23 protein-coding genes are annotated in these 24,639 nt (G+C 61.8%); 11 read left to right on the top strand and 12 right to left on the bottom strand.

Translation table 11 applies throughout. The annotated features are described in order from the left end of the window. Positions 1 to 19 precede the first annotated feature (19 nt). Positions 20 to 1,309, bottom strand: a complete 1,290-nt coding sequence (locus ASG84_RS04645) for an MFS transporter (protein WP_057475995.1) — start codon at positions 1,307 to 1,309, stop codon at positions 20 to 22. A gap of 81 nt (positions 1,310 to 1,390) precedes the next feature. Beyond that, positions 1,391 to 2,437 carry an SDR family oxidoreductase gene (locus ASG84_RS04640; RefSeq protein ID WP_057475867.1) on the bottom strand — a complete coding sequence of 349 codons (1,047 nt, stop codon included), beginning with the start codon at positions 2,435 to 2,437 and terminating at the stop codon, positions 1,391 to 1,393. Positions 2,438 to 2,604: 167 nt separating this feature from the next. Between ASG84_RS04640 and ASG84_RS04635 the strand changes: the two genes are divergently transcribed. Further along, a complete protein-coding gene (locus ASG84_RS04635) occupies positions 2,605 to 2,847 on the top strand; it encodes an ArsR/SmtB family transcription factor (protein ID WP_370878793.1) in 243 nt (80 codons plus the stop codon). Here ASG84_RS04635 and ASG84_RS04630 read toward each other — a convergent pair. Next, entirely contained in the window at positions 2,831 to 4,312 is a 1,482-nt protein-coding gene (locus ASG84_RS04630; protein ID WP_057475865.1) for a modification methylase NspV, read from the bottom strand. The two genes, ASG84_RS04635 and ASG84_RS04630, sit on opposite strands and share 17 nt — an antisense overlap. Positions 4,313 to 4,428: 116 nt before the next feature. Here ASG84_RS04630 and ASG84_RS04625 point away from each other — a divergent pair, with 116 nt between their 5' ends. Both ASG84_RS04625 and ASG84_RS04620 read left to right on the top strand, forming a co-directional pair. Beyond that, positions 4,429 to 4,932 (top strand): hypothetical protein, encoded by a 504-nt coding sequence (locus tag ASG84_RS04625; RefSeq protein WP_057475864.1) that lies wholly within the window; start codon positions 4,429 to 4,431, stop codon positions 4,930 to 4,932. An 83-nt stretch (positions 4,933 to 5,015) separates the two neighbouring features. Next, positions 5,016 to 6,221 carry a Fic family protein gene (locus tag ASG84_RS04620; RefSeq protein WP_057475863.1) on the top strand — a complete coding sequence of 402 codons (1,206 nt, stop codon included), beginning with the start codon at positions 5,016 to 5,018 and terminating at the stop codon, positions 6,219 to 6,221. 4 nt (positions 6,222 to 6,225) lie between these two features. On the opposite strand, the gene ASG84_RS04615 is transcribed toward ASG84_RS04620, so the two are convergent. The 3 genes from ASG84_RS04615 to ASG84_RS04605 are packed head-to-tail and all read right to left on the bottom strand — an operon-like array spanning position 6,226 to position 11,849. Continuing rightward, complete coding sequence (locus tag ASG84_RS04615) at positions 6,226 to 7,203, bottom strand: ERCC4 domain-containing protein (protein WP_057475862.1); 978 nt, start codon at positions 7,201 to 7,203, stop codon at positions 6,226 to 6,228. Between the two features lie 42 nt (positions 7,204 to 7,245). Continuing rightward, a complete protein-coding gene (locus ASG84_RS04610; RefSeq protein ID WP_156399391.1) occupies positions 7,246 to 10,545 on the bottom strand; it encodes a DEAD/DEAH box helicase in 3,300 nt (1,099 codons plus the stop codon). A 56-nt stretch (positions 10,546 to 10,601) separates the two neighbouring features. Next, on the bottom strand, positions 10,602 to 11,849 hold the full coding sequence (locus ASG84_RS04605; RefSeq protein WP_057475994.1) for a TetR family transcriptional regulator C-terminal domain-containing protein: 1,248 nt from the start codon (positions 11,847 to 11,849) through the stop codon (positions 10,602 to 10,604). A 174-nt stretch (positions 11,850 to 12,023) separates the two neighbouring features. Between ASG84_RS04605 and ASG84_RS04600 the strand changes: the two genes are divergently transcribed. Beyond that, a complete protein-coding gene (locus ASG84_RS04600; protein WP_057475860.1) occupies positions 12,024 to 12,284 on the top strand; it encodes a LuxR C-terminal-related transcriptional regulator in 261 nt (86 codons plus the stop codon). 4 nt (positions 12,285 to 12,288) lie between these two features. On the opposite strand, the gene ASG84_RS04595 is transcribed toward ASG84_RS04600, so the two are convergent. After that, complete coding sequence (locus tag ASG84_RS04595; RefSeq protein WP_057475859.1) at positions 12,289 to 12,942, bottom strand: DedA family protein; 654 nt, start codon at positions 12,940 to 12,942, stop codon at positions 12,289 to 12,291. Positions 12,943 to 13,029: 87 nt separating this feature from the next. On the opposite strand from ASG84_RS04595, the gene ASG84_RS04590 reads away from it, so the two are divergent. Then, on the top strand, positions 13,030 to 14,070 hold the full coding sequence (locus ASG84_RS04590) for an SMP-30/gluconolactonase/LRE family protein (RefSeq protein ID WP_057475858.1): 1,041 nt from the start codon (positions 13,030 to 13,032) through the stop codon (positions 14,068 to 14,070). A 36-nt stretch (positions 14,071 to 14,106) separates the two neighbouring features. After that, positions 14,107 to 14,742, top strand: a complete 636-nt coding sequence (locus ASG84_RS04585) for a hypothetical protein (RefSeq protein ID WP_057475857.1) — start codon at positions 14,107 to 14,109, stop codon at positions 14,740 to 14,742. Between the two features lie 60 nt (positions 14,743 to 14,802). Here the strand turns inward: ASG84_RS04585 and ASG84_RS04580 are convergent, their stop codons facing one another. Both ASG84_RS04580 and ASG84_RS04575 read right to left on the bottom strand, forming a co-directional pair. After that, a complete protein-coding gene (locus ASG84_RS04580) occupies positions 14,803 to 15,288 on the bottom strand; it encodes an SRPBCC family protein (protein WP_057475856.1) in 486 nt (161 codons plus the stop codon). Positions 15,289 to 15,292: 4 nt separating this feature from the next. Next, on the bottom strand, positions 15,293 to 15,634 hold the full coding sequence (locus ASG84_RS04575; RefSeq protein ID WP_057475855.1) for an ArsR/SmtB family transcription factor: 342 nt from the start codon (positions 15,632 to 15,634) through the stop codon (positions 15,293 to 15,295). Between the two features lie 108 nt (positions 15,635 to 15,742). Between ASG84_RS04575 and ASG84_RS04570 the strand changes: the two genes are divergently transcribed. The 3 genes from ASG84_RS04570 to ASG84_RS04555 all read left to right on the top strand — a co-directional run bounded on the left by ASG84_RS04570 (position 15,743) and on the right by ASG84_RS04555 (position 17,477). Further along, positions 15,743 to 16,432: a DUF998 domain-containing protein gene (locus ASG84_RS04570; protein ID WP_082520808.1), complete on the top strand. Its 690-nt coding sequence runs from the start codon at positions 15,743 to 15,745 to the stop codon at positions 16,430 to 16,432. A 64-nt stretch (positions 16,433 to 16,496) separates the two neighbouring features. After that, positions 16,497 to 17,069 (top strand): DUF3558 domain-containing protein, encoded by a 573-nt coding sequence (locus ASG84_RS28710; RefSeq protein WP_082520783.1) that lies wholly within the window; start codon positions 16,497 to 16,499, stop codon positions 17,067 to 17,069. Between the two features lie 33 nt (positions 17,070 to 17,102). After that, the gene (locus ASG84_RS04555) at positions 17,103 to 17,477 is read left to right on the top strand and encodes a hypothetical protein (protein WP_156399390.1); all 375 of its coding nucleotides are present in this window, start codon (positions 17,103 to 17,105) and stop codon (positions 17,475 to 17,477) included. Between the two features lie 60 nt (positions 17,478 to 17,537). Here the strand turns inward: ASG84_RS04555 and ASG84_RS04550 are convergent, their stop codons facing one another. Continuing rightward, positions 17,538 to 18,911, bottom strand: coding sequence for a dicarboxylate/amino acid:cation symporter (locus ASG84_RS04550; RefSeq protein ID WP_057475850.1), 1,374 nt, complete (start codon positions 18,909 to 18,911; stop codon positions 17,538 to 17,540). Between the two features lie 318 nt (positions 18,912 to 19,229). On the opposite strand from ASG84_RS04550, the gene ASG84_RS04545 reads away from it, so the two are divergent. Further along, entirely contained in the window at positions 19,230 to 19,907 is a 678-nt protein-coding gene (locus tag ASG84_RS04545; RefSeq protein WP_057475849.1) for a SanA/YdcF family protein, read from the top strand. Between the two features lie 119 nt (positions 19,908 to 20,026). After that, positions 20,027 to 21,622, top strand: a complete 1,596-nt coding sequence (locus tag ASG84_RS04540) for an ABC-F family ATP-binding cassette domain-containing protein (RefSeq protein WP_057475848.1) — start codon at positions 20,027 to 20,029, stop codon at positions 21,620 to 21,622. 9 nt (positions 21,623 to 21,631) lie between these two features. Here the strand turns inward: ASG84_RS04540 and ASG84_RS04535 are convergent, their stop codons facing one another. Together ASG84_RS04535 and ASG84_RS04530 are read right to left on the bottom strand one after the other, a co-directional pair. Then, complete coding sequence (locus tag ASG84_RS04535; RefSeq protein WP_057475993.1) at positions 21,632 to 23,248, bottom strand: AMP-binding protein; 1,617 nt, start codon at positions 23,246 to 23,248, stop codon at positions 21,632 to 21,634. 20 nt (positions 23,249 to 23,268) lie between these two features. Beyond that, positions 23,269 to 24,570, bottom strand: a complete 1,302-nt coding sequence (locus ASG84_RS04530) for a DUF2786 domain-containing protein (protein ID WP_156399389.1) — start codon at positions 24,568 to 24,570, stop codon at positions 23,269 to 23,271. Positions 24,571 to 24,639: the final 69 nt, after the last annotated feature.

Genomic DNA, 24,639 nt, shown 5'->3' with positions numbered 1-24,639 from the left:
TCGTAGTGTCGCTCGGCATTCAGTCCAGGTCCTGGCCGCGCTTTTCCGGCATCCACACCATCGTGAGGAACGAGATCACTGCGGCGGCAGCAAGATAGTAGAAGAACCAGTCGGCGTGGCCTGCGTCGGACAAGGCGTTGACCAGTAGGGGAGCGGTGCCCCCGAAGAGCGCAACGGTGAGGTTGTACCAAGCCCCGATGCCGACACCTCGAAGCTCTGCCGGGAAGGCTTCGGCCAAGACCGCAGGAATGATGGCCGAGCACATCGCGAACAGCAGCAGGCCGACGCAGAAGACGATCAGCAGTTTGACGAACGACGGCCCGATCAGCTTCGAGAGCGGGATGATCAGAATCGCGAACAGCGCCGCGTAAGTGAGCAATTGCGGTTTGCGACCGATACGGTCCGCCAGAGCGCCCATGGGGTACTGCAACGCGACGAACATCGCAGTCGCGATCGACAACGCCACGAACACGTCGTTGGCGTCCGCTCCGCGCTGCTTGACGGCGTAGGGCGTCATCGCGGAGAAGAACGTGTAGTAGGCGAGAGTGGCGAGGAGAACGAAGCCCACGACCTGCAGAACGGCACGAGGATGATGCTTCACGGTCATCCACAACGGGTTTCGTACAGACTTCGCCTTGACGGCGTTGCGCTCCTGATTGTCGGCCTCGGCCATGCCGCGGCGCATCCAGAGCCCCACCACTCCGAGCAGTCCACCGATGAGGAACGGTACGCGCCAGCCCCACGAGTTCAGTTGCGCGTCGTCGAGTGCGAAGGTGAGATACGCGCCGAGCAATGAAGCGATGAGAATGGCTGTGCCGGTGGAGATGTAGTAGAAGGACGAGTAGCGGGCCCGTCTGTCGTTCGGGGCGATCTCGGCGAGGTAGGCCGACGCATTGGAGACCTCACCGCCCATCGACATGCCCTGCACGATCCGGGCCAGCAACAGCAGAATCGGAGCGAGCCAGCCTGCGACAGCGAAGGTGGGCAGAATGGCAATCGCGAACGACCCGCCGGACATCATCGCGATCGTCAGGATCATCGCCTGGCGTCGCCCCTTGAGATCGGAGAAGCGTCCGATCAGCAATCCGCCGAGTGGCCGGAAGAAGAACGCCACCGAGTACGTGGCCAACGTGCTCAGCAGCGCCAGAGCCGGGTTGTCGCCGGAGAAGATCTGAGTGGCGAAGTAGATGGAGAACGTAGCGTAGACAGTCCAGTCGTACCACTCCACCGCGTTGCCGATACTGACTGCGAGCAGTTGCTTCTTGGGCATCACGTGCCGGGTGGACGTCGATTCGGACTTCACTGACATGGCGATCTCCTCATCCCGTACCGACACTGGCAGCCTATGCGGCCGATACCCTCCGGGTGCGGAATCAGGACCGGCGTGTATTCACGGGATGATGCGTTGCCTCCTCAGATCGGCGACGATGTCGGCGAACATTTCCTCGGTGTCCACGAAACGATGGAAGCCCATGCGACGTGCCTTGGAACCGTCGGAGATGACGTCGTAGTCCCAGGAGAATACGAAATCGCCGAATCCCCAGGAAGATACATCGCGGTAGGGAGTGGGCTTCAGATCGTGCTCGGCAACGATCGAATCCCACAGCAGCTCCTTGTCGGCCATCACGTCGGCCAACGACATCGGCAGTGGGGTTGCGGTGTCCACACCGAAGAGGTCCGCGATGCGCGGCCACATGTCGTTCCAGCGGAACAGGTCTCCATTGGTGATGTTGAACGCCTGGTTCGCGCACTCGGGAGTGGTTGCAGCCCATACCGTCGCTTCGGCGAGCAACGACGCATCGGTCATCTCCAGCAGTGATCCGAAGGCACCGGGCTTGCCCGGGAAACGCATCGGTACGCCCAGCTTCGTGCACATGGTTGCGTAGACAGCGATGACGGTGGCCAGATTCATCGGGTTACCGAGCGCCACACCGCACACCACCGATGGCCGGATAGCCGACCAGGTCCACCTCTTGCCTATCTGACGGGTTTCCAGGAAGTGCTGTTGGTCGACGTTGAACTCGGGCGGCATGTGTGGTGGATCGGATTCGCGGGCAGGGGTTTTGAACGGGCCCAGATGCGCGCCGTACACCTTGTATCCCTGCATCAGGCTGACGTGTTCCAGATGCGGGGAACTGTCCTCGATCACTGTGACCACGTTGACGACCATCTCCAGATTGGGAGGCACCAGCTCGGCCCACGTAGGGCGGTCCTGATACGCGGCGTAGAAGACGTGAGTGACCTCCGTCAGGTGCGAGAGTGTGCGTCGAGTTTCCTCGCGGTCGAGGAGATCCACCGCAATGTGCCGGACGCGTTCGCTGTCCCCTCCTCCTCGGCGTGAGAGCCCGATGATGTCCCAATCCCCACTGTGCTGCAGGTGGGCGAGAAGATTTCCGCCGATCACCCCGTTGGCCCCTACGACGACTGCTCGCTGCATCAGCTGCTCCTTATCTAGATATCGCGATATTGCGATGTCTGGATAAGTAGACCACAGATCGGGATATTGCGATATTGGAGTACGCTTCGACGGTGGCTGACGAACTGGACCCCGCGGAGCTAGCGGCAGTGTTCGGTGCCCTCAGTAACCCGGCACGATTGGCGATCATGCAATGGCTCAAGGACCCGAGCGATTTCCCACCGCAGCTCGAACCGGCCGAACAGGTAGGGGTGTGCCTCAAGCACATTCAATCCAGAGCGGGCGTGTCCCAATCGACTGCCTCGCAATACATGGCGGTGCTACAGCGCGCCCACCTGGTGACGAGCACCAAAATCGGGCCCTGGGTGCACTACAAACGCAACGCCGACTATCTCGATCGACTGGCCGAGACGATCAAGACCGACCTGTGAAGCTTTCGATGGCCTGATGTACTGCGCTGCGGTTCGCATGTACAGCCAGAGCCCGATTTAGTAGTGTCTCGTGGTCGGCTTCCCGCGCAATAGCTGCGAGATCGATGCGTTGCAGGAGCTTCTTGGTCACCGGTCTCTTGCTGTCCCAGAATGCCAGAGCCGCAATGAGATCAGTGGCTTCCGGTCCGGTCAACAGCGCGTGGGCGACTGCGCATGCTGCGGGATCCTCGAAAGGGAGCAGGTAGGTGGCGTCGTCGAACACCGCTGGTCTGCCGTCGTAGGGGCCGATCATTCTGAACTGCGGAATCTTGTGGAACCCGGAGATCGCAACCTTGTACGGCGCGAAGGTGTACGGGCCGACGCCGAAGATGCAGAAGCGTGCCCTCTTCCGGTAGATCGACGACTTCCGCCCGTCGAGCGCAGCGGCGTTGTCGGTCAGGTACTTCCACAGCTTCGGTGCAGTCGACGCAAGTAGCTCGGTGTCGTCACCGGTATGCGACTGCGGCACGATCATCCACCTGGACACAGAATCCAGCTTGTCGCGGTAGACGTCGGTGCACTTGAACAGCGGGAACAGGTACTCGGGTTCTATGTCCACGCTGCTTCCCAGTTTGGTTCGTGGACCATCGTTTGCGATCAACTCCATCACCGCGGTGGCATCGTGCTTGATGCCCTGCCGCCAGGTGAGTGGGCTGGCACCGTCGAATTGCTTGCTCCGCTCGTACGCGGCGACGTTCGCAACGAGTTGGCCGCCGACGACGCCGATTCTGTTGTCCGGTTGTGACGCGTCGATGCTCGGAAATGTCGGTGCGGTGTAGTCGGTCTTGCCCGGCCCGAGTTCGACGGTGAACCAGCAGGCGTCGACCCCTGCGTCGAACCACTTCTTCGCATCGATCATCCGCAGGCTCGAACCGGTCACCGGGAGCTGTTGCTCCGCGCTGTGCAGCAGAACATTGCGCGCGACCTGGGTCTTGCAGATCATCGCGATGGTCACCGGTCTATCTCCGAACTCGGTGATGAGCTTGATCCAAATGTATTCTGCGATATCGAAATTCGAGCTACCGGTGATGGCGTCGATTCCGCGGGCGTTCTTGGTGTTCGTGCGGGACGGGCGATTGACGGAATCGAGTACCGACAGTTGCGAGTTGGTCACCCACGGTGGGTTACCGGTGACGAGGGTCGGGCCGGGTCCCGATGTCCAGTCGACATCTCGGGCCAGGTCGAAGTCGAAAATCGACGCAGTGATGATCCTGCCGAATTGTGCTGCAGTCGAGGCATACTCGGGCTGTACCTCGATCCCGACACGTTCGGCGACTGGGTGACTCTGCGCCATCACCGACAGGAAATTTCCGACTCCGCACGTAGGTTCGAGGACCCGGGTCCACTCTCGACGCGGCAGGGTGTCCACCAACGCGCGCGCCAACTCGATCGGGGTCTGGAAGTCCCCGAACTCGTTGTTGGGCATTGCGTGCCTCCGGCAGTGGTGCGGCTAGGTGCCTTCTGTGGCACAGGAGCATAGCCTGCCGAGCGACCCAGAGGCTCAGCATCACACCACTGCCGGAGGCATTAAAGTGAACTGCGATGAAGTACTCGCGCGCCGCACTATTGCTGTCCACCCTCGTGTTCATCGGTGCCATGGTGTGGGTCGCCGTGACTGCCGGTGACGAGTTACCGGCGCATTTCACCGGCTCCGGTCGAGTCGACCGCGTGGAGTCCAAGACATCGTTCCTGTTGACCATTGGAGGCATCGGGTTCGCACTGATCGGCTTCTTCGCCACCATCGGGTGGTGGTTGCCGAAAGTTCCGGCCCAGCTGGTAAACCTGCCGAGTCGGCCAATGCACGAGTATTGGACTTCGCCCAAGAACAGGCCCGAACTGAACCGCAAGATGGCCGAGGATCTCGAGTGGATCGGATCAGCGACTGCGCTGTTGTTCGCCTGGATAGTGATCGTCTCGGGCAGGGCCACAGGAGATTCGGTGAGCGTCTGGGTTCTGGCAGTGCCGACAGCTATCTACCTTCTTGGGGTTCTGGGCTACGTGGTGTTCATGATCAGGGGTGCCAGGTACCGGATCCCGACGGAGTGACCCGAGCGCAGGAGCGTCAGCTCCGGTGGGGGATTCAGGGCCATGCCAAACCTTAAGGGGTTAAGGTTTGGTATGGTTGGTCGATGAGAAACAATCCGGAGGCGTGGCCTGCGGTCGAGTTCGAGGATCGGCCGTGGAGTGTGGCGAATACCTACGCTTCGCGCGCTCAACGCCGGCTGCACCACGGCGACTACAGAGCGGCAGTGCCGCCTCGCATCGCTCACGCGAATCTCGACGTGCCTGCGCAGTTGCTCGCAGAATCGGAAGACGCTCTCCGCGAAATTGTCCGGTTCGACCAGTACGCCTCGCTGCAGCTGGGGCCGTCAGCGGAACTCGCACCGATGAGTTCGATCCTGCTTCGGACGGAAAGCTCAGCGTCCTCGCAGATCGAGAACCTGACCGTCGGAGCCAGGGCGCTCGCGCTCGCCGAATTGGGTTCGCCCACAACGCGGAATGCCTCGATCGTCTCGGCGAACGTTCGCGCGATGGAAGCTGCCCTCGACGTCGGATCATCGATCGACGCGTCGAGTGTCCTGGCTATGCATCACGCGTTGATGGAGCCCGGCGGCGGTTCGCAGCCTGGTCGATGGCGCACCGAGCAGGTGTGGATCGGTGGATCCGATATCGGCCCGCATCGTGCTGCATTCGTACCGCCGCATCACGAACGGTTGCCGGACGCGCTGGACGATCTCTTCGAATTCGCGGCTCGCTCGGACGTTCCGGTGTTACCGCACGTAGCTGTCACACATGCGCAATTCGAGACGCTCCACCCGTTCACGGACGGAAACGGTCGGACCGGCCGGGCGATCATCCACGGAATGCTTCGACGTTCCGAGGTGACCGAGCGAGTGACGGTTCCGCTGTCGGCCGGATTGCTGACCGATACCGCCGCCTATTTTGCGAGCCTCGACGCCTATCGGCTAGGAGATGTGGAAGCAATTGTTCGTAGTCTTACCGCAGCGACCTTTCATGCCGTCACCGGTGGACGACGGTTGGTCGACGATCTGGCCGCCGCTCGGGCCGAATACATCGAGCGCATCGTGGCTCGCAGCGATTCGGTCGTCTGGAAGCTCGTCGACGCACTGGTGGCGCAACCGGTTATCGACAACGTCTACGTGCGAAAAACATTCGGAGTCAGTGAGATCGCGGCTCAGCGAGCGATCGACAAGCTGGCAGAGGCGGGAGTGCTGCATCAGACATCGAAGGGTCGACGAAATCGGGTCTGGCAGGCGGATGAGGTTCTTGCTGCACTCGACCAGTTCGCGGAAGGAATCCGGAGGGTCCGATGAGACGTCACACCGGGGTGCCGTCAGAGGGTTGGGCCTGGGCGTAGCTCTCCCGAACCTCTCGCGAGATTGCGCCGCGATCGGCCACCTCGTAGCCGTTCTTTCGAGCCCACTGGCGGATCTCGGTGTTCGACGGTCCTGACTTCACCGATTGCTTCGCCGGAATTGTCCGTGCCGCGCTCATCGCATCTGCATCGCCGGCGATCCAGGTCAGAGCAGCGGCGAGATAGCGGAAGGTCCACTCCTCGGCCAGCTTCCGTGTCTGCGCGAACACGATCGGCACCGACGGGTATCGAACCGGCAATTCGGCCAGCCCTTCGGCAGCGTCCTTGGCCGATACGAATGTCGACGACAGGGCCGCCGAATACTGATCCTCGACAACCACCGCAGCACGCGGCAGGGAGGCGAGATCTGCCATGGCGTAGCGGAGTCGCCCCGAGGTCATACTGGACAGCAGATCGTTCATCGACTTCCGCTCCACGGATGCGATGATCTTCCCGTCCGCCATCACCGCGTAGTCCCCGCACGGCAGCGTCCGCTTTTCGATCCGAACACGCTGCTGCGCAAACCTGTACGCGTACCGCTCGTGAGAGTCGACGACGATCTCCAGCTCGGCGATTCCCGAGGCCTTCGATCGCGACGGGGTGGCCTTGGGCCTCGACTGCTTGCGTGTTCGGGGTGACTGCCAGAACACCATGTCGCGTCCGCGTGCCTTGGTGAAGACGATCTGCGAGCGGTTCTCTCGGCTGCGACTGGCGACGATGTCGATCGCTGCGCCGCGCCTCTCGCACACCCGCAGATCGATGCGCTCGACGATGTCCGGGTTCTCATGCCAGTCGCTGTCGGCAACGGGATGGCAATAAATCGCGTTCGTTCGCGGCCAGACGTCGCGTGCCCGGAGAATCGGGACACCGGCCAGAGGGAGACGGAGGAGGTAGGGCAGCGATGAATCCGGATCGGGGTTCTTGGCGATCAGCAACTCCACAGGCACGATCCTGCCAGTTGAGGTCGCCTACTGTGCGGAGGTCTAGTCGATGAGCGCGCGAATGTCGTCCGCGGTGAGACCTCCGTCGAAAGCGTCGCCGTCATCCATGACGCCGGAGATCAGCGCAGACTTGCGCTTCTTGAGGTCCATCACTTTCTCCTCGATGGTGCCCCGGGAGACGTAGCGATTGACGAATACGGTCTTCTTCTGGCCTATCCGGTGCGCTCGGTCGACGGCCTGCATTTCGGTGGCGGGATTCCACCACGGGTCGAGTACGAAGCAGTAGTCTGCCTCGGTCAGTGTCAGACCTACCCCGCCGGCCTTGAGACTGATCAGAAACACCGGTGCGGCCCCGGACCGAAATCGTTCGACTACGTCTGCCCGCTTGCGCGTCTTGCCGTCCAGGTACTCGAATTCTATTCCGGCATTCTGTAAGCGACTGCGTACTCGGCCCAGGTACTGAGTGAACTGGCTGAAGACCAGCGCGCGGTGACCGCCCGCGGCGACTTCGGTGAGCTGGCCAATGAGCTCGTCGGTTTTGGCGCTCGGAATGGCTGCATATTCGGGGTCGATCAAGGACGCGTCCAGGCTGAGCTGGCGGAGGAGCGTCAGCGATTTCAAGATGGTGAACCGATTCTTGTCGAGGTCGTCGATCAACCCCAGTATCTTCTGGCGTTCGCGGTTGAGCGTGGTGTCGTAGAGCCGCCGATGTCGAGGATGCAGATCGACCTCGACCGTCTGCTCCTGTTTGGGAGGCAGCTCGACGGCGACCAGCTCCTTCGTCCTTCGTAGTACCAAGGGCCGGATGCGCCGCCGGAGTTGCTTCAAGACGTCGGTGTCGCCGCCGTTTTCGATGGGTTTGCGGTACAGCTCGGTGAACTTCTTCGGCGAGGGGAAGAGCCCGGGTGCGGTGATCGACAACAGTGCCCAGAGTTCCATGACGTTGTTCTCCATCGGGGTACCGGTGATGGCGAGCTTGAACGGCGTGGTCAGGCGTCGCGCGCACTGATGCGACTTCCCTTGATGGTTCTTCACGAACTGCGCTTCGTCCAGGACGAGACCCGACCAGGTCGAGGCGTCGAACTCGTCGAAATTCAGCCGGAAGATGGTGTACGACGTGATCAGCACATCGGCACCGGCAGCGAGCTGGGCAACGGTCGAGCCCCGTCTCGAGGTCGTTTCGGCGGCCGTTGCGATCGTGAGGGTCGGCGTGAACTGCGCAGCCTCGCGAGCCCAGTTGTGCACCACGCTCGACGGCGCGATGATCAGAAACGGCGCGTCGATACCGGACCTTTCCTGCACACGAGCGATCAGCGCAAGCGTCTGAATGGTTTTGCCCAGTCCCATGTCGTCGGCGAGGATCCCGCCGAGACCGTGGTCGTGGAGAAAGCTGAGCCAGGTCAGGCCATCGTTCTGGTAGGACCGCAAGGTCGCCTGCAGAGTCGATGGGGGCTGAATGGGTTGGACGCGATCGAGTGCCAACAAGTCGGATACTTGTGCGCGCCAGGCCTTTGCCTGTCGGGTGACGACTCCGAGTTCGACCAACTCCTCCCACAATGTGGCCTGGTATCTGCTCAATCGGAGCGGGCCGTCCGGCGAATCCTGAAGTGAACGTGCTTCTTCGACCAGTTCTCGCAGGCGGGACAGAGTGGGTGATTCCAGATCGACGTAGCGCCCGTCGGAGAGCAGAATGTGCGATTCGCCCTGAGCGACTGCGGTGATGATGTCCGCGAGCGCGATGGTGCCATCGTCCACTGCCACAACGATTCCCAGATCGAACCAGTCGTTGGTTCCGCTGACGGAGCGAGTGCTGAGAGACACGGTGACGGTGTCCGTTGCGTCGGCGAAGTCTGGGGGATCTCCGGTGATCCGCACCTCGACGCGATCGACCGCGCGCAGCAATGGCACCGTCGTCTTTAGGTAGTGCGCGGCTCGAATACCGGTGACAGCGAAGGGCGGGAGTACCGAGTGCACAACCCGCCCATCGCCGAGCACTTCCCGAACGGAGTCCAGAACGGATTGTTCACGGGCCGGTTCGCGGGTTCCGTCCTGCACGATCGGACGACCGGCGTCGATCAGGATCTCTACCTCGTCGATCGAATAATGCCACTCCGCCCGCGTTGCTACCGTGTGCAGCACGCCGCCGCCGACTTCGCGAACGGCGGTGTACTCCACGGTGATCTGCAACTCGGGGCCGACGATCACGGGTTGCCGATACGAATCATCGGACGAGACGACAGTTGCGTCCATTCGCAACGCCGGCAGGTAGTCGGAGGTGAACGTGGCGCGCTGGTAGTGGGGAACGATCAGCGGTTGGTCCGAGGTCGCGAGACCGTGCAGCGATGCGAGGACCGGAGTCTCGAGGCGCGCAAGTCCGAAACTGCGCTGTGACACGTCCTCCGGTGCACCCGCGTCCCAGTGGACCAACCCCGTGCCGTCCGGACCGAGAAATCCGAACCGACTGCCATCGAGGAGCGTGTCACCCACGACCGTCCGTCCCACCACCGACAGGTCACCGGACGACAGAACCGTGATGTCGACATCGAATCCGGCGGTTGTCGAGATTGCAACGTGCCCGAGAGTCTTGATCGAGTTCACCAGCGCGACATCGTGTTCGGCTGCTTCGGCGAGAATGTCCCAGAGTATCCGGCCGGAGATCTCCGATAGGTCGATCGTGGCGCTCTGGTTGTAGTAGTAGGAGTTGCGCGATTTCGCGCGATACGCAGAATAGAGTTCGTCGAGAAGTCGAATCTGGTCATTGGAATCCGAGCTGTAGCTGTACGGGAGTCGGTCCCAGGAGATGCCCGTCGTCACCCATGCTCCACGCGCACTCACCGTCACTGGACGAGCAAGGAGCCTCAGGTAGCCCGAGCGTTGCGTCGACCACGACAGCGCGAGTTGGATCCCGTATTTCGGGCTCGATGGTTCGATCGCGGGAGCGTGCCGCGAGGTGCGGAGGCCGGACAACGCTTGTGCCCAATCCGGTGCTGCCGGCGTGATCTGACCGGGTAAGAGCTTCGCCGACGTGAGGTGCACAGCCTGGGTCAGAACAGCGAACACGTGCTTGCAGTCGTAGCCGACGGGGCAGGAGCATTGGCCGAATTCGAGATCTACCGGACGGCCGTCTCGCATGACCATCTGCAGAACAGTCACGTAGTCGACTCTTCGACTACCGGAGACCGACGCAACGAGTAGTTGTTCCTCCTCCTGCCAGCGCAGCGGACCGACTCTGCCCGCATGGAAGTACTCACTTCCACGCTCGGTGGTGGACCTGCCGAGGCGCGCCCGGACAGCGAGCAGGTTGACACGATCCATGGGCGGAATCTCGGAGGTCGACGGCACGGGGAGATGCTAGGTGAAGTATCCGACAGGTGCGGGCGGGCGGTGTGTCGACGCGGTCAGGGGGTGTGCAGGCCATGAAGAAGCAGATCGCCGACGAAAACCGCGTTGTCCTGCGGGCTGTTCTGTCGTCGTGTGAAGCATCGCATCAACAAAGTATTGGTGATGCCTGCGGCGAGATCGACTGGGCTCGAGCCCTTTCGGAAGAGTCCGCTGTCCTGCCCCCGTGCGATGACCGGGGCAATGATCGCCGGCAGGTTGAGCTTCTCCTTGATCGAGATCAATCCCTCCGGCTCACCATAGGTGTCGTGTGCGACGGCGACGAGGAGCGCATCCATGAATTCGATTTCGTCCGAAGCGAGTTGCGCGCACCGCAGCATGTGATTGCGCAAAATCGTGAGCTCGTCGAGGCCCAGCAACTGGTCGTCGGCTACCGACTCGCGAAGACGATCGACTCGATTCTGCAGCGCTGCCACGATGACGGACGGCTTGGTCGGGAAGAGCGTCTTGCATGCCGCCCTCGGCACTCCTGCGATATCGGCGACGTCATCCATGCGCGTCATGAAGTAGCCACGCTTACCGAACTCGTCGCGCGCAGCGGTGACGATCGCAGCACGTGGATCGCGAGGAAGTGGGCGGTCCTCGACCGGAGCGCCCACTTCCCCCACGACGTCGTCGAGGTGCTGATGATGTCCAGACGTGTCGACGACGGCCCCGAGGAAGGCAAGGACCGCGTCGGACATCACATCGGGCGATACGGATGTTGCGTCCACCTGACTGCGGAGGCGAAAGCCGTCGATGATGGCGTTGATCGTCACGGCGAACGATCGGGCTGTGAAGGGACGGCGGAAGGCCCCACCGTCGGGATCGAACAGTGCTTCGAATGCGTCCAGTACGGCTTCGTCTCGGACGCGGTAAGCGCCGGCGAGTGCGGGAGAAGAGGGACCGCTGAAAACGTGGTCGAGAAGTGACTCGGTGATGCCGTTCCGGTCGACGAGTGCCGGAAAGTGACGCGCAACGAGCGCCGACACCGTTGCGCGAATCGATGCACCGTTGGCCGTCGCCTGGGTCCGGACAGTCTCGTGAACTTCGGTGGGCAGTGGCGTGCGGGACAGATGCTCGACCACCTTGTCGAGAAAGTCGGCTTTGGTGCTGAACTTTCGGAAGAACGTCGCCGTCGACGAGTCGGATGCGTAGACGACGTCCTCGACGCGCACACCGCGTTCGAGAATCCTTCGAGGATCCGCGACCAACAACGTGACAGCTGACTCGACGAAGTGGGCGGCAGTCGCATCGAGTTGGTTCATGGCGACGGACATTACCCAGCTGAGACGCACAGCGGTGGTGCCGGTGACAGTGTTCACTCTCGCGTGAGAGCAACCTTCGTCATTCGTCGGAGTGACGCAACGGAGCTTGTGCGGTGTCATTGGCCGTGATCGCACCGCCGGGACAGCTGTGGTGCCCGAAATTCAAGGATCCTCATGACAGTTCTCGACATCCGCATCGGCGACGCTCCCGATCCACGGCTCAGTGCTCGTGAAATCGAAGTACTCACCGCCTGGCTCATCTCGGACTCGAAAGCGGAGGCATCGCGCTCGCTCTACCTGGCGATGGGAACCGTGAACACCCACCTGACCCGCATTCGAGCGAAATATTCCGCGGTCGGACGCAGCGCACCCACCAAAGCGACGTTGCTCGCGAGGGCTCTGCAGGACGGCTTCATCGACATCGACCAACTGTGAGGGTCTACTGAGCCTCGACGCGCCTGGACTTCATTTTCTTCACCACGAACCACGCGATCAACGCCACAACGATGCCGATGACGATGTACTGGAACACCGAGGCGTAGTTCTCCACGTAGTGCCAGTTCTCGCCGAGGAAGTAACCGGCGAGCACGAAGATCGAGTTCCAGATCAGGCTGCCCAGCGTCGTGTACAGCATGAACTGCAGGATCGGCATTCGGGACACTCCGGCCGGAATCGAGATACCCGAGCGCACCACCGGGATCATGCGGCCGAAGAACACCGCCGACCGACCGTGACGGGTGAACCAATCCTCGGCCTTGGTCAGATCCTCGGTACCTACGAACGGCATCTTCTCGACGATGGAGTACATCCGGTCGCGACCGAGTTTGATGCCCAGCCAGTACAGAACCAACGCACCCAGTACCGAGCCGGCCGTCGTCCAGAACAGCGCACCGAAGAGAGTCATCCCGCCCTGCGATGCGGTGAACCCGGCAAGGGGCAGGATGATCTCGCTGGGTAGCGGCGGGAAAAAGTTCTCGGCGGCCACCGCGATTCCGGCGCCGGGGCCACCGATGGCCTCCATCAAGCTGACCGCCCAACCGGCGATTCCGCCGAGTTCGGTACTGGTCGCGGCAAGGGTGGAGGGGTCACTCATGACAACGACTGTACGAAATGTGTCGACCGAAAATCTGCTCACCAGGACAAATGCCCGGAAATTGAGACATATGGAACACTCGAACGTGTGAACCGAGTCTCTCGAGTAGTCCCTGTTGTCGCCGTCGCCACACTAGTGCTGAGTGCCTGCGGGTCCTCGGATTCGGCGGAACCCGCACCGAGCACCACGACCGATTCGACCTCGTCGTCGGCGTCGTCGTCGGCGTCGTCGTCGGCGTCGCAAAGTTCGAGCACCGCGACGATCTACAACCTGCCGGGCACAGGAGTGTTCCCCGAAGGCATCACCGCAGCGGACGACACGTTCTACGTAACGTCCACGTCCGATGGCGCAGTGTTCCGCGGAACCGTCGGCTCCCCGGACGTGTCGGTGTTTCTGCCCGGCGGCGCGGATGGACGCACGGGTGCGGCCGGACTCGACGTGCTGGATGACGACGATCGGCCCGACTACTTGGTGATCGCCGGAGGGGCGACAGGCAAGGTGTGGGTGTACGACGCCGGCTCCGGTGATCTGGTGGCCACGTTCACCAACGGTCTCGGCACCGACGCGACGTTCCTCAACGACGTTGCGATTGCCGACAACGGCGATGCCTTCGTGACGGATTCACGCAGCCCGGCGCTGTACCGCATTCCCTTCGACCAAATCGTGGCCGGGACGCAGGACGCTCCTTTGGAAACGTTCGTGAACTTCGACGGCAGCCCGTTCGTCTACGGAGAGGGCTTCAACGCCAACGGCATCGTCGAGAACGACGACGAGTCGGCGCTGATCGTTGTGCAGTCCAGCACAGGAAATCTGTACCGGATCGACAAGACCTCGAAAGAGGTCACCCAGGTCGACCTCGGTGGGGCGACGCTCATGAACGGCGATGGGATGGAAACGGACGATGACACGCTGTATGTCGTTCGCAATCGAGACGGTTTGATCGCAAAGGTCGATCTCGACGATGACGGCCGACGTGGAACGGTCACCGGCGAGGTCACCGATGCGTCGTTCGCCTACCCCACAACCGTTGCCGCAGTGGATGATCGGCTGCTCGTGGTAAACAGTCAGTTCGACAAGCGTGGGGGAGAGCCCGTCGAGCCGTTCACCGTCAGCTCTGTTCCGGAGTAGAGCGGCTTCGCCGCACGTGCACGGAAATTCGTAGCAGTGACCGAAGTTCCGTGCACCACGATCGGTCGGCGAGAACCGCTGTACTCGTGGTGGAACTGTGCGACGGTAGGCCACATGAAACCCGGCGCACGCATGGCTCCCGAAAAGATCGGCTCGATCATCGGAGCCGTTTTCGGACTGGTCTTTGTTTTCGTCAATTCGGATACGTTTCCGACGATCTTGACCGTCGGACTGCGCGTTGTTGCAGTGGTGGCGTTGGTTGCTGTGCTTCTCGCGGTGTGGCGAGTCCCGCCGGCCCCCGCTCCGGAAGGCGGAGGTCGCGGCGGCTTCGGCCGCGGTTACTGGGTTGTGGTCGCCGTCGAGGTGGTTGCAATCTTCGGCGGTCTCGCGATCATCAACGGTCCACTCGATGCACCGCAGGCTGCGGTCGCGTGGATTTCGACTGTGGTGGGCCTGCACTTCGTCGCACTCGCGCTGGTGTGGAAGTTACGTTTCTTCACCGGACTCGGCGTGGCGTTGACCGCGCTCGGTGTACTTGCTCTGATCCTCGCCGCTGCGGGTGCCGCCGATAGCTCTGTCGACGCTATCGGTGCAGTCCTGCCCGGCTACCTGTTGCTCGGCTTTGCCTTGTGGGGGAGCAGCCGAGCGCTGGTCGGCAACACCTACCGATGAGCGGCTGCGCCGCATGTGCACGGAAATTCGGTGCAGAGACCGAGTTTCCGTGCACCACGATCAGTCGGCGACAATCGCGTCGATCTGGCCGAGCGCCAGAGCCATACCCTCGTCCATGCCCATCTCGACGAGTTGTTCGAGTTCCTCGAGGGAGTCGAATCGCGACCTGATGGTCATACGTGTTCTGCCGTCGACATCCTCGAGCGTGGCGACCGCGTGAGTGACCGGCAATGTCGCCGACGGATTGCCGGTGTCGTCGGCGAATCCGTCGTCGAACGAGAGCGTCGTCGGCGCGGAGATCTCGGTGAACAGCCACCAGCCGGCAGCCTTCTCGCCGTCCGGTCCGGTCATGTAGTAAGACGCCTTACCGCCGGGAACGAAGTCATGGCTCTCGAAAGTCGCGGGCCACGTCGGTGGTCCCCACCATCGTTCGAGTTGGCGCGGGTCCTCCCAGATTTGCCAGACGCGTTCGACTTTCGCGTCGAACTCGGCGACCACGGTCATGGTCAAATTCTCAGCGTCCTTGTGTGAGCTGATGAACGGCATGGTGTTACCCCTTCTTGTCCTCACCGAGAATGTCGTCGATCCGGTCGACACGGTGTCGCCAGATCTCCTCGTAGGCTCCGAGCAACGAGCGTGCGTGTGCGATGGTGTCCAATCGAACTCGCACGATCTGCTCCCTGCCACGCTTGTGCTTCGTGATCACGGCGGCGCGTTCGAGAACCGCGACGTGTTTCTGTACGGCGGCAAAGCTCATGGCGTAGTGAGATGCCAACTCCGACACGGACTGTTCGCCGACGGTGACCTTCGTGACGATGTCACGACGGGTCGTATCCGCGAATGCCTGGAACAGGCGATCGACCTCTTCGTTGCTCAACTGATCTGCAACCATGTGGTTGTACGTTATTCGTGGCTCGGTCCTTCGTCAAGGGGGCACATCGATTTGTCGGGCAACATGGAGTGTGGACGGCGACCCTCGTCGTCCGAGAGGAGTGCCAACGTGCAGATTCGACCGGCAAAGATCGGCGCTCTGTCGATCGTGTTGGGAGCGCTGGTGGTGCTGGTTCTCGATCTCTACACCGCGTGGCAGACGCCCTCGCATCTGCGGCGCACGATCAGCGAATACGGACTCGGCGCACAGCAGTGGGTGTTCTCGATCGGGGTTGTCCTGCTCGCGTTCGGCTCGGCACTCACTCTTGCGTCCGCGCTTCGGCATCGCCTCACTCGGCCCGCATCGGCCGCGTCGATCTGCTTGACGCTCTGGACAGTAGGGCTCGTGGCTGTCGTCGCAGTGCCGAAGCAGGATTGGTCGAACAACGCCTCGCTCAGTCTCGGCGGGTCGATCCACCGGCTCGGTGCCGCCGTGGCGTTCGTCAGCATTCCGATCGCAGTCTTCGCATTCTCGCGGCCCTGGATTCGCGACGGCCTGTGGGTAGCCCGGGCGCGAATCACCCTGGGCCTGAGCATGCTGTCGGTCGTGACGCTATTGCCCATCGTGTACGCACTCGCGGTCGGTGCCACCGGCTCGCGACCCTGGTATCGGGTGGTCACCCTCGGCTATGTAGAACGAGTGCTCGTCGTCGCCGAAGTGATCGCGTTGATCTCCCTGGCCGTGTGGGTGTGGGCAGCCGAACGTAGGAGTCTTGATTCTGTCGAGTCGGAGGAGATCAAGGCCTCGCAGCCCGTCTAGGGAACCGATCGGGCTCGTGTTGCGTCCAACCATCGAGTGATGTCGGTGGCGAGAGGGCGAACGTATGCGGTCAACGGGTAGGCATCTGCTTGCAGCAGCCTGCGCTTCGGCTCTGGTGCTGACGGGATGCGCTGCCTCGACGCAGGGGAGTCCTGTCGCGAGTGGGGATTCTTCGACGGAGCAGACAACGGTGGCGCCGGTCCCCGGGGAACCGTTCGATCCATGCACGATCCCGAAGTCTGCGGTGACGGCAAGTGGGTTGGACGTGAGTACCGAGCGGGCGGACTTCGCGGGAATTACGACGTACCCCGGCTGGAAGAATTGCACGTGGGACGGCCTGGGCATGGACTCGTGGTACTACGTGTCAGTCATGTCGTCTATCAACTCGATGGCCGAGTACCTGCGTAGTCCACAGAACGATCGACATGTTCCGGTGATGGTTGGGTCTCGTAACGCAGTTCAAATGCATGCGACATACCAAGGTGATCCACCTGACGGATGCGCCATAGCGATAGACGCAAGTGGAAATCTACTGCTCATCGTGCTGGACACAATTGGATCAGAAGAAACGATGGGCGATCCGTGTCAGGCGGTCAACAAGCATGCCGACGAGCTAGAGCCTTTTCTGCCGAAATGATAGGAGGGTAATTTGTCCGGAAAATCTGCTGACTTGGCGGCCAATTTGGCTTACTGGCAATCTTTGCAAGGACAAGCAGCTGCTGGAGAACTGCACGTCGAGGCGGAAGTCGCTTCGGAATGCGACAAGGTGTGTGCAACGTATATCGCCGACCTGAACAAGATGCTCGAGATGACCAAGACTCTTTCGTTTCCCGAGGCCTTCGGCGACTTGCCGTCAGCCCAGATGCTCGGTGCGAAATTCCATCGGCTTGCAGTCGGCGAACAAGGCTCGGCCCGCTTTGCGATCAAGCAGCAGATCGAGATCATCAAAACGATGCGCGAATTCTTTCAACATTATTTCGCGAGTGTCGACGCCGCGGACAGTGCCACCGCGGCATCGGTCGAAGCGTTGTCGCCACCTCGATAGACGACGATTCCCGACGACCCACGTGCTCGGTCGTCGGGAATCGCGTATCCAAATGCTCTGTCAGCGAGCGAGTTCCACTTCCGCTTCCTCGTCGACGAAGGGATCGCCGTTCCGCGGAGCGTTGTAGCGCTCGAGGTCGAGGATTCCCTCGCGCTTGGCCACGATGGTCGGCACGAGAGCCTGACCGGTCACGTTGACTGCGGTGCGACCCATGTCGACGATCGGCTCCACCGCGAGCAGCAGACCGACACCGGCGAGAGGCAACCCGAGTGTCGACAGGGTGAGGGTGAGCATCACTGTCGCGCCTGTTGTTCCTGCTGTGGCCGCAGAACCGATCACAGACACAACGATGATCAGCAGGTAATCGGTGATGGTGAGATCGATGCCGTAGAACTGAGCCACGAAGAGGGCCGCGATCGCGGGATAGATTGCCGCGCAACCGTCCATCTTCGTCGTCGCTCCGAGCGGCACGGCGAACGATGCGTACTCACGCGGCACGCCGAGGTTGCGTTCGGTCACACGCTCGGTGAGCGGCAGAGTTCCGATCGACGAGCGAGAGACGAAGCCGAGCTGCGTGGCCGGCCACACACCCGAATAGAAGTTGCGCACCGAAAGGCCATGGGCGCGAACGATCAACGGGTACACCACGAAGAACACGACCGCCAGGCCGAGGTAGATCGACACGGTGAACACGCCCAGCGAACCGATCGCGTCCCAGCCGTAGGTGGCCACGGCGTTACCGATCAGAGCAGCAGTGCCGATCGGTGCCAGGCGGATGATCCACCACAGCACTTTCTGGACGATGGCCAGCAGCGAGGCGTTGAACGCGAGGAATGGCTCGGCCTTCTTGCCGACCTTGAGCGCAGCAATTCCGATTGCTGCGGCGATGACCAGCAGCTGCAGAATGTTGAAGCTCAACGACGTGGTCGCGGTACCGCTCTCGGCCACCGTGGTCTTCGCGCCGAGCGCGAGGAAGTTGTTCGGCACCAGACCGGTGAGGAACGACCACCAGGACCCGACGCTGGACGGATCTCCGGCCGACTCCGCTCCTGCACTGGTCCGGGAGCCGGGCTGCGCGACCAGCCCGATGACGATGCCGATGATGACGGCGATGAACGCCGTGATGGCGAACCACCACAGCGTCTGAATGGCGAGGCGGGCGGCATTCGTGACTTCACGGAGGTTGGCGATGGAGCTGACGATTGCCGTGAAAACCAGCGGAATCACCGCAACGGTGAGCAGCTTGACGTAGCTCGAACCGATGGTCGACAGAGTGCCGACCAACCAGTTTTCGTTGCCGTCGGCAGCATCGGGCATCGATCGGGCGATCAGCCCGAATACGACACCGAGAATCAGGCCGGCAACGATCTGTGGGCCGAACGCGGTTGCCCAGGTAGGGACACGGCGCGTACGGGTAGCGCTGGGCGCAGACATGGTTATGCCTTTCGAAAACGAAGAGGTGCCGACATCAGGTGTGCGGCAGAATGCTCGTCGGGCCGACATGCCCGACGGAGAGATTGAGGTCTAGAGGACCGTCAACAGGTAGCGCTGGCTTGCAGACGCAAGTCGACGTAGCGTCGAGAGGTCAGCAGCGGATTCACTGATATGACGGTACTCGTCGGACATTCGGGGCAGCGGGGCAGGGGTTCTTCTGAGGGTTCATTGTGGAATCGATGTGGGTGTACCGCGGTACCGATGATGCGCCGCTTCGATCGGATACGTTGAGTTCTCTGCCGCCGACGAAACGAGATCATGACTACGAAAGCAACACCCCGAGGACTGGTCCGGCGACTTCTACAAGCAGTGTCCGCCCTCGTTGCAGCGTTGGTAGCGGTCGTCCTGGCATCGGCCGGTTGGGTTGCGTATACGACTGCGGGCAAGGTCTACGACGTCGACGATGCACCGGACGCGCCCGTCGCGATCGTTCTCGGTGCCCAGGTGCGCGACGGTAAGCCGATGCGGTTTCTCGCGGGACGCCTCGACGCTGCGATCACGTTGATGCACACCGGAAAAATCAAAGCGATCCTGGTCTCGGGTGACGCAGATGGCAAGTCGGGCAACGAAATTCAGGCCATGATTGACTATCTGATCGAGCACGGCATCGACCCTGCCGTAATCATCGGCGACGATCACGGCATCGACACCTACGACACATGCGCTCGGGCCAAAGAGACGTTCGGCGTCGAACGTGGCCTCATCATCAGCCAACCCCTTCACGTCTCACGAGCCGTCGCCTTGTGCGAGGACATGGATCTGGATGTCGACGGCGTGACTGCCGACTGCATCGACTGCAACACGCTCGCTGTGGTGCGCAACTACGCGCGAGAGTTGTTGGCGCGTCCCAAAGCGGTGCTGGATCTGTGGTCGGGTCGCGATCCCGTGGTGGTATCCCCGCCGGTCGATTCGCTCGCGACCATCACCGGCAAGTGAATGTTCCGAGCGCGCGATCAGAACGCTCGACGTGAAAGGCGCAGGCCGAAGCGCGGCTAGAGTGAGCGAGCCCCCGGTTCGACGACTCAGCGGACCCGTGTTTCAGGAGAAGTGAACGCTTGAGCTGGATCCGCTTGAACGACGTCGCCAAAGGATACGACCAGAAGGTGATGCTGCGCGAGGTGTTCTTTCGTCTCGCGGACGGCGATCGCGTCGGTCTGATCGGTCGGAACGGAACGGGCAAGACCACGCTCCTGCAGCTTCTTCTGGGGCGTGAGACACCCGATTCCGGAACGGTCGATGTCACCGAGGGCGCTCGAATCGGGTACTTCTCGCAGTTCTCCGAACTCGATGGCGACCGCAGCATTCAATCCGAGCTCGAATCGCTGTTCGGTACCGTTCACGAAATCGAGACCGAATTGGCCGAGGTCGAGGCCGCCTTGGGCGGTGACCTGGACGAAAAGCAGATGTACAAGCTCGTCGACCGCCAGGCCGAACTGCTCGACGCCATGGAGAACAGCGGTGGTTGGACCTACCATCAGCAGATCGACACTGTGCTGTCGATGCTCGGATTCAACGCCGAACGACGTGAGCTTCCCGTCGATCGACTGTCCGGTGGGTGGCGCAACCGCGCAGCGTTGGCCAAGATCCTCATCGAGGCCCCGGACGTCCTGCTGCTCGACGAGCCGACGAACTTCCTCGATGTTGCCGGAATCGCCTGGCTCGAACGGTGGCTGCGAGATTTCCGCGGTGCGCTTCTGGTCGTCTCGCACGACCGCGCGTTCCTCGAGCAGGTCGTCACCAGCATCGTCGAGATCGAGAATCATCACCTGCAGACGTACGACGGTAGCTACTCGGAATATGTACAGCAGAAGCAGTTTCGACTCAAGAACCTCGAACGTGAATTCAGCAACGAACAACAGCTGCTGGCCTACGAGCAAGAGGCGATCAGCGATCGCAAGGAAGCAGTGAAGAACCCCAGTGGCGTGCTCAAGCGCAGACTGGCGAACATCAAGAAGAGCAAGAGCCCCCGCCCGGTCGACACGGTTGTCACCGCCATCTACGGCGGATTGCACGTACACGACAACCTCGCGGAGATCACGGGAATCTCGAAAAGCTATGGCGAGCAACGACTGTTCGAGAACATCTCGTTCACCGTCCATCGTGGTGATCGGATTGCGATCACCGGGCCGAACGGCTGCGGAAAGACAACGCTCGTCGACATCCTCGTCGGTGCCGAGCAACCCGACAGCGGCAAGATCAAATGGAAGACCAAAGCGCCGTCGTTCATCTACTACAACCAGGTGCTTGCGGATCTCGACCTGGACGACACCGTCTCGCACTCGGTCAACGCGATGCCGGGCAGCCTTGCGCTCACGGCAACCAAGAAGGAAGTACACCGCTTCCTCACGTTGCTGCAGTTCTCCGAGCTCGACCTCAAGACCAAGATCGGCGTCCTGTCGGGTGGACAGAAGGCGCGTGTGGCGCTGGCACAGTGTCTGTTGTTCGGAGCCGGAGTGATCGTGCTCGACGAGCCCACCAACCACCTCGACCTGCAGAGCACTCAGGTTCTCGAACGTGCCTTGATGGCGTTTCCCGGCGCGGTGATTCTGGTGAGCCACGACAGGTTTTTCGTCGAAAAAGTCGCGTTCAGACAGCTGTCGTTCGACGGCAAGGGCGGCGTTACCGAAATTGCCGGTGTGCAGATGGCGTGACCGCGTGGGCTACCCGTTGATCTTCGACGCGGACGTGCCCCACTCGGCGTCGCGCAGCTCCTTCTTCCTGATCTTGCCGGTCGATGTCTTCGGCAGCTCGACGATGAATTCCACGGTGCGCGGGGCTTTGTACGACGCGATGGCAGATTTCACGTGCGCCACGAGCTCGGCTTCCGAGGTGTCCGCACCGGGTGTCAGCACCACGAATGCTTTCGGCCGCTCGCCCCACTTGTCGTCGGGAACCCCGATGACTGCAACATCGGCGACTGCTGGATGGCTCGCCAATGCCTGCTCCACCTCGATGGTCGAGATGTTCTCGCCGCCGGAGATGACAACGTCCTTGGCGCGATCGAGTAGCTGCACGTAGCCGTCGGGATGCATCACGCCGAGGTCACCGGAATGGAACCATCCACCCGCGAAAGCCTGTGTCGTTCCGGCGGTGTCGTTGTAGTAACCCTTCATGACGTTGTTGCCGCGCATGACGATCTCGCCCATTTCGGCACCGTCGGGTTCGACATCGATCAACACTCCACCGGGACCAGGCTTGTCGCGGACAACGCGCAAACGGTCAGCAGTGAGCATGCCGACTCCCTGCCGAGCCAAGCGACGAGCCTGTTCGTCGGCGTCCAGTTCGAGCCATTCCTGCTTCGCCTCGCACACCGAATAGGGACCGTAGGTTTCGGTGAGTCCGTAGACGTGTACGAGCGTCGCACCCAGTGCGCGAATCTTCGTGATGATCGTCGGGCTGGGAGGAGCTCCCGCTGTGACGATGGTCAGCGGTCGATCGAGTGAATGTGCCTCCTCAGCAGTGGCAAGAGTGGTCAGCACGGTCGGCGCACCGGCAAGGTGATCCACACCGTTGTCGATGGCCGACCAGATGGCATCGCCTCGTACTCCTCGAAGGCACACGTGCGTGCCTGACGCGGCCGTGACCGCCCACGTGGTGCACCACCCGTTGCAGTGGAACATCGGCAGAGTCCATAGATAGCGCGTGTCGACGCCGAATCCCTGGTGGTGCAGTTCTCCCAGAGAATTGAGGTACGCCCCGCGGTGGGTGTACATCACGCCCTTGGGTCGGCCGGTGGTGCCCGAGGTGTAATTGATCGTGATGGTCGACGTCTCGTCGTCGACCTCCCATTCCATCGGGTCGTCCGTGCCCCGTTCGAGGAATGCGTCGTATCTCGTGGTGTGCGGCAGCTTGTCGTACGTGCCGTCCACCGAGGGAGTCTCGACGATCTCGGTGACCGAATCTGCGATGGGATCTGTTCCGAGCCCGGCCAGCAGTGCCGAATCACCTACTAGCAGTACCGAACCGGAGTGATCGCAGATGTAGCGAACTTCGTCCGGTGAGAGCCTGGTGTTGATCGCGACCAGAACGGCACCGGCCAGTGGCACCGCGTAATGCGCGAACAGCAGCTCCGCCGAGTTCGACGCAATGTAGGCCACTCGATCGCCGTGGCCGACCCCCGACGCGCGCAGTGCATGCGCGAGACGGGTGACGGCAGCGGCAAACTGTTCGTAGGTGAAGGTGCGCGGACCATCCTCCACGGCGGTCTTGTGGGGATGGACCTCCGCAGCGCGTTCGAGGAAGCGAAGTGGCGTCAGCGGAGTATCCAGACCGGTCATGTCAGCCAATGTAGCGCGCACTACGAGGCCAAACCGGATTTGTCGATACGTTCGCGCCCACCGGTCAGGTCGGCGCGTTCGGCGGCGGCGCGGCCGGCAAGCCACCCCTGAGTATTGCCGCTGCCGAACGTAATCGTTTTCGTCGACGGGTACCGGGCAGCGTAGGCACGGTCCACGGCATCGGATCGCTCAGCCATGATCGGCACCAGGGCCGATCCGTGTTGTTGCGTTGCGGCTGCAGTAGCTCGGGTGCGCGCGTCGTGCAATCGTTCGCCGACTCGGTGGGCGTATGCGATCAAGAATGCGTGACGGAAGCTGCGAGTCCGCGAGGTCGGCGATTCGCCGACCTCGTCGAGTGCGCGGGCCGATTGGACCAGTAACGAGGTGTACAGCAGCTCGCACAGGTCGAGATCGACGGGAAGACCGATCATGGTGGCCAACAAGTACTTCTTTTTCCACACTGTTCTGGCACCGTTGGCCGTGCATACGCTGTGCAGCAGAAGCAACTTGCCCTTCGAGTATGGATTGCTCACCATGATGCGACGACTGATGACATCGTCGATCAAGCTGCGGGGGTTCTCCGCATCGAGAAGCGCGCTGTCGATCGCATAGCGCGTCATCAGGTCCTGGGCCTTGGCCGATAATGCCTCGGCTTCAGCGGGGAATTGCGTCGACTCGGCCTTGGCCAGTAGTCCCCGTATTTTTCCGAGCATCTTCGAGTCCGCCGCCTGCCGCTGACCGGCAGGCGTGGTGCGTGATGTCCATTCAGCCGGAGGGGGCAGGAGGCTTTCGATGGGCAACAGCCATGTCGCACAGCCGAGTACGAGCAACAGGGTGTACCACGATTGCGCTGACGATCGTCGGTTGTACGAACGCCATCGCCGAAGACGGTCAGCGGTGGTGCCGCCTGCAGATTCGACGTTCAGCTCGGACAACTGATCTCGCCAGGAATCCGGAGCAAGGCTGTCGGCAGAACTTCGCGCCGCGTGAGCGCCGATGGCCTCGATCATGACCACCGCGCCGTCGCCTCCGGCGCTCTGACGCGTCACGTGTACCAGTTCGGCAGGCTGCCAGCCCTTCTCGAAGGCCACGTCGAGAGCGTCGTCGAGTATTTTCGCTGCGCGATTGTGCACCGAACTTGCTCGGTCCGTATCGTCCGCAGCGGACAGGCGTTCCGCGATCAGCTGGGTCATGTCCTTCGCCGACGACCCCAACTGGGCGAAACCGATTCCGCTGTCCAGCAATTCGTTCGGATCAGCACCGTCCCGCACATTGGTTGCGCGCGAATACTTGAAAAAGCTGTCCAGATCGATACGACTCATCGTCGTCCCCTCCACGTCCCCCGGTGTGGTCCCCGAACTTTTCGGTGAATCGCAGAGTAGGGGAGGGGT

This window comes from Rhodococcus sp. Leaf278, assembly GCF_001426085.1.
Lineage (GTDB): Bacteria > Actinomycetota > Actinomycetes > Mycobacteriales > Mycobacteriaceae > Rhodococcoides.
This window is presented reverse-complemented; position numbering and strand designations above follow the sequence as displayed.

What these genes read in the sequence shown, in the direction of transcription:
- ASG84_RS04645 (WP_057475995.1), bottom strand. Translation starts at nt 1,309, where the DNA reads ATGTCAGTGAAGTCCGAATCGACGTCCACCCGGCACGTGATGCCCAAG.
- ASG84_RS04620 (WP_057475863.1), top strand. Translation starts at nt 5,016, where the DNA reads ATGAGAAACAATCCGGAGGCGTGGCCTGCGGTCGAGTTCGAGGATCGG.
- ASG84_RS04535 (WP_057475993.1), bottom strand. Translation starts at nt 23,248, where the DNA reads ATGACCGGTCTGGATACTCCGCTGACGCCACTTCGCTTCCTCGAACGC.
- ASG84_RS04630 (WP_057475865.1), bottom strand. Translation starts at nt 4,312, where the DNA reads ATGCCCAACAACGAGTTCGGGGACTTCCAGACCCCGATCGAGTTGGCG.
- ASG84_RS04575 (WP_057475855.1), bottom strand. Translation starts at nt 15,634, where the DNA reads ATGGTTGCAGATCAGTTGAGCAACGAAGAGGTCGATCGCCTGTTCCAG.
- ASG84_RS28710 (WP_082520783.1), top strand. Translation starts at nt 16,497, where the DNA reads ATGCGGTCAACGGGTAGGCATCTGCTTGCAGCAGCCTGCGCTTCGGCT.
- ASG84_RS04530 (WP_156399389.1), bottom strand. Translation starts at nt 24,570, where the DNA reads ATGAGTCGTATCGATCTGGACAGCTTTTTCAAGTATTCGCGCGCAACC.
- ASG84_RS04595 (WP_057475859.1), bottom strand. Translation starts at nt 12,942, where the DNA reads ATGAGTGACCCCTCCACCCTTGCCGCGACCAGTACCGAACTCGGCGGA.
- ASG84_RS04605 (WP_057475994.1), bottom strand. Translation starts at nt 11,849, where the DNA reads ATGAACCAACTCGATGCGACTGCCGCCCACTTCGTCGAGTCAGCTGTC.
- ASG84_RS04545 (WP_057475849.1), top strand. Translation starts at nt 19,230, where the DNA reads ATGACTACGAAAGCAACACCCCGAGGACTGGTCCGGCGACTTCTACAA.
- ASG84_RS04580 (WP_057475856.1), bottom strand. Translation starts at nt 15,288, where the DNA reads ATGCCGTTCATCAGCTCACACAAGGACGCTGAGAATTTGACCATGACC.
- ASG84_RS04550 (WP_057475850.1), bottom strand. Translation starts at nt 18,911, where the DNA reads ATGTCTGCGCCCAGCGCTACCCGTACGCGCCGTGTCCCTACCTGGGCA.
- ASG84_RS04640 (WP_057475867.1), bottom strand. Translation starts at nt 2,437, where the DNA reads ATGCAGCGAGCAGTCGTCGTAGGGGCCAACGGGGTGATCGGCGGAAAT.
- ASG84_RS04600 (WP_057475860.1), top strand. Translation starts at nt 12,024, where the DNA reads ATGACAGTTCTCGACATCCGCATCGGCGACGCTCCCGATCCACGGCTC.
- ASG84_RS04635 (WP_370878793.1), top strand. Translation starts at nt 2,605, where the DNA reads ATGCAATGGCTCAAGGACCCGAGCGATTTCCCACCGCAGCTCGAACCG.
- ASG84_RS04625 (WP_057475864.1), top strand. Translation starts at nt 4,429, where the DNA reads ATGAAGTACTCGCGCGCCGCACTATTGCTGTCCACCCTCGTGTTCATC.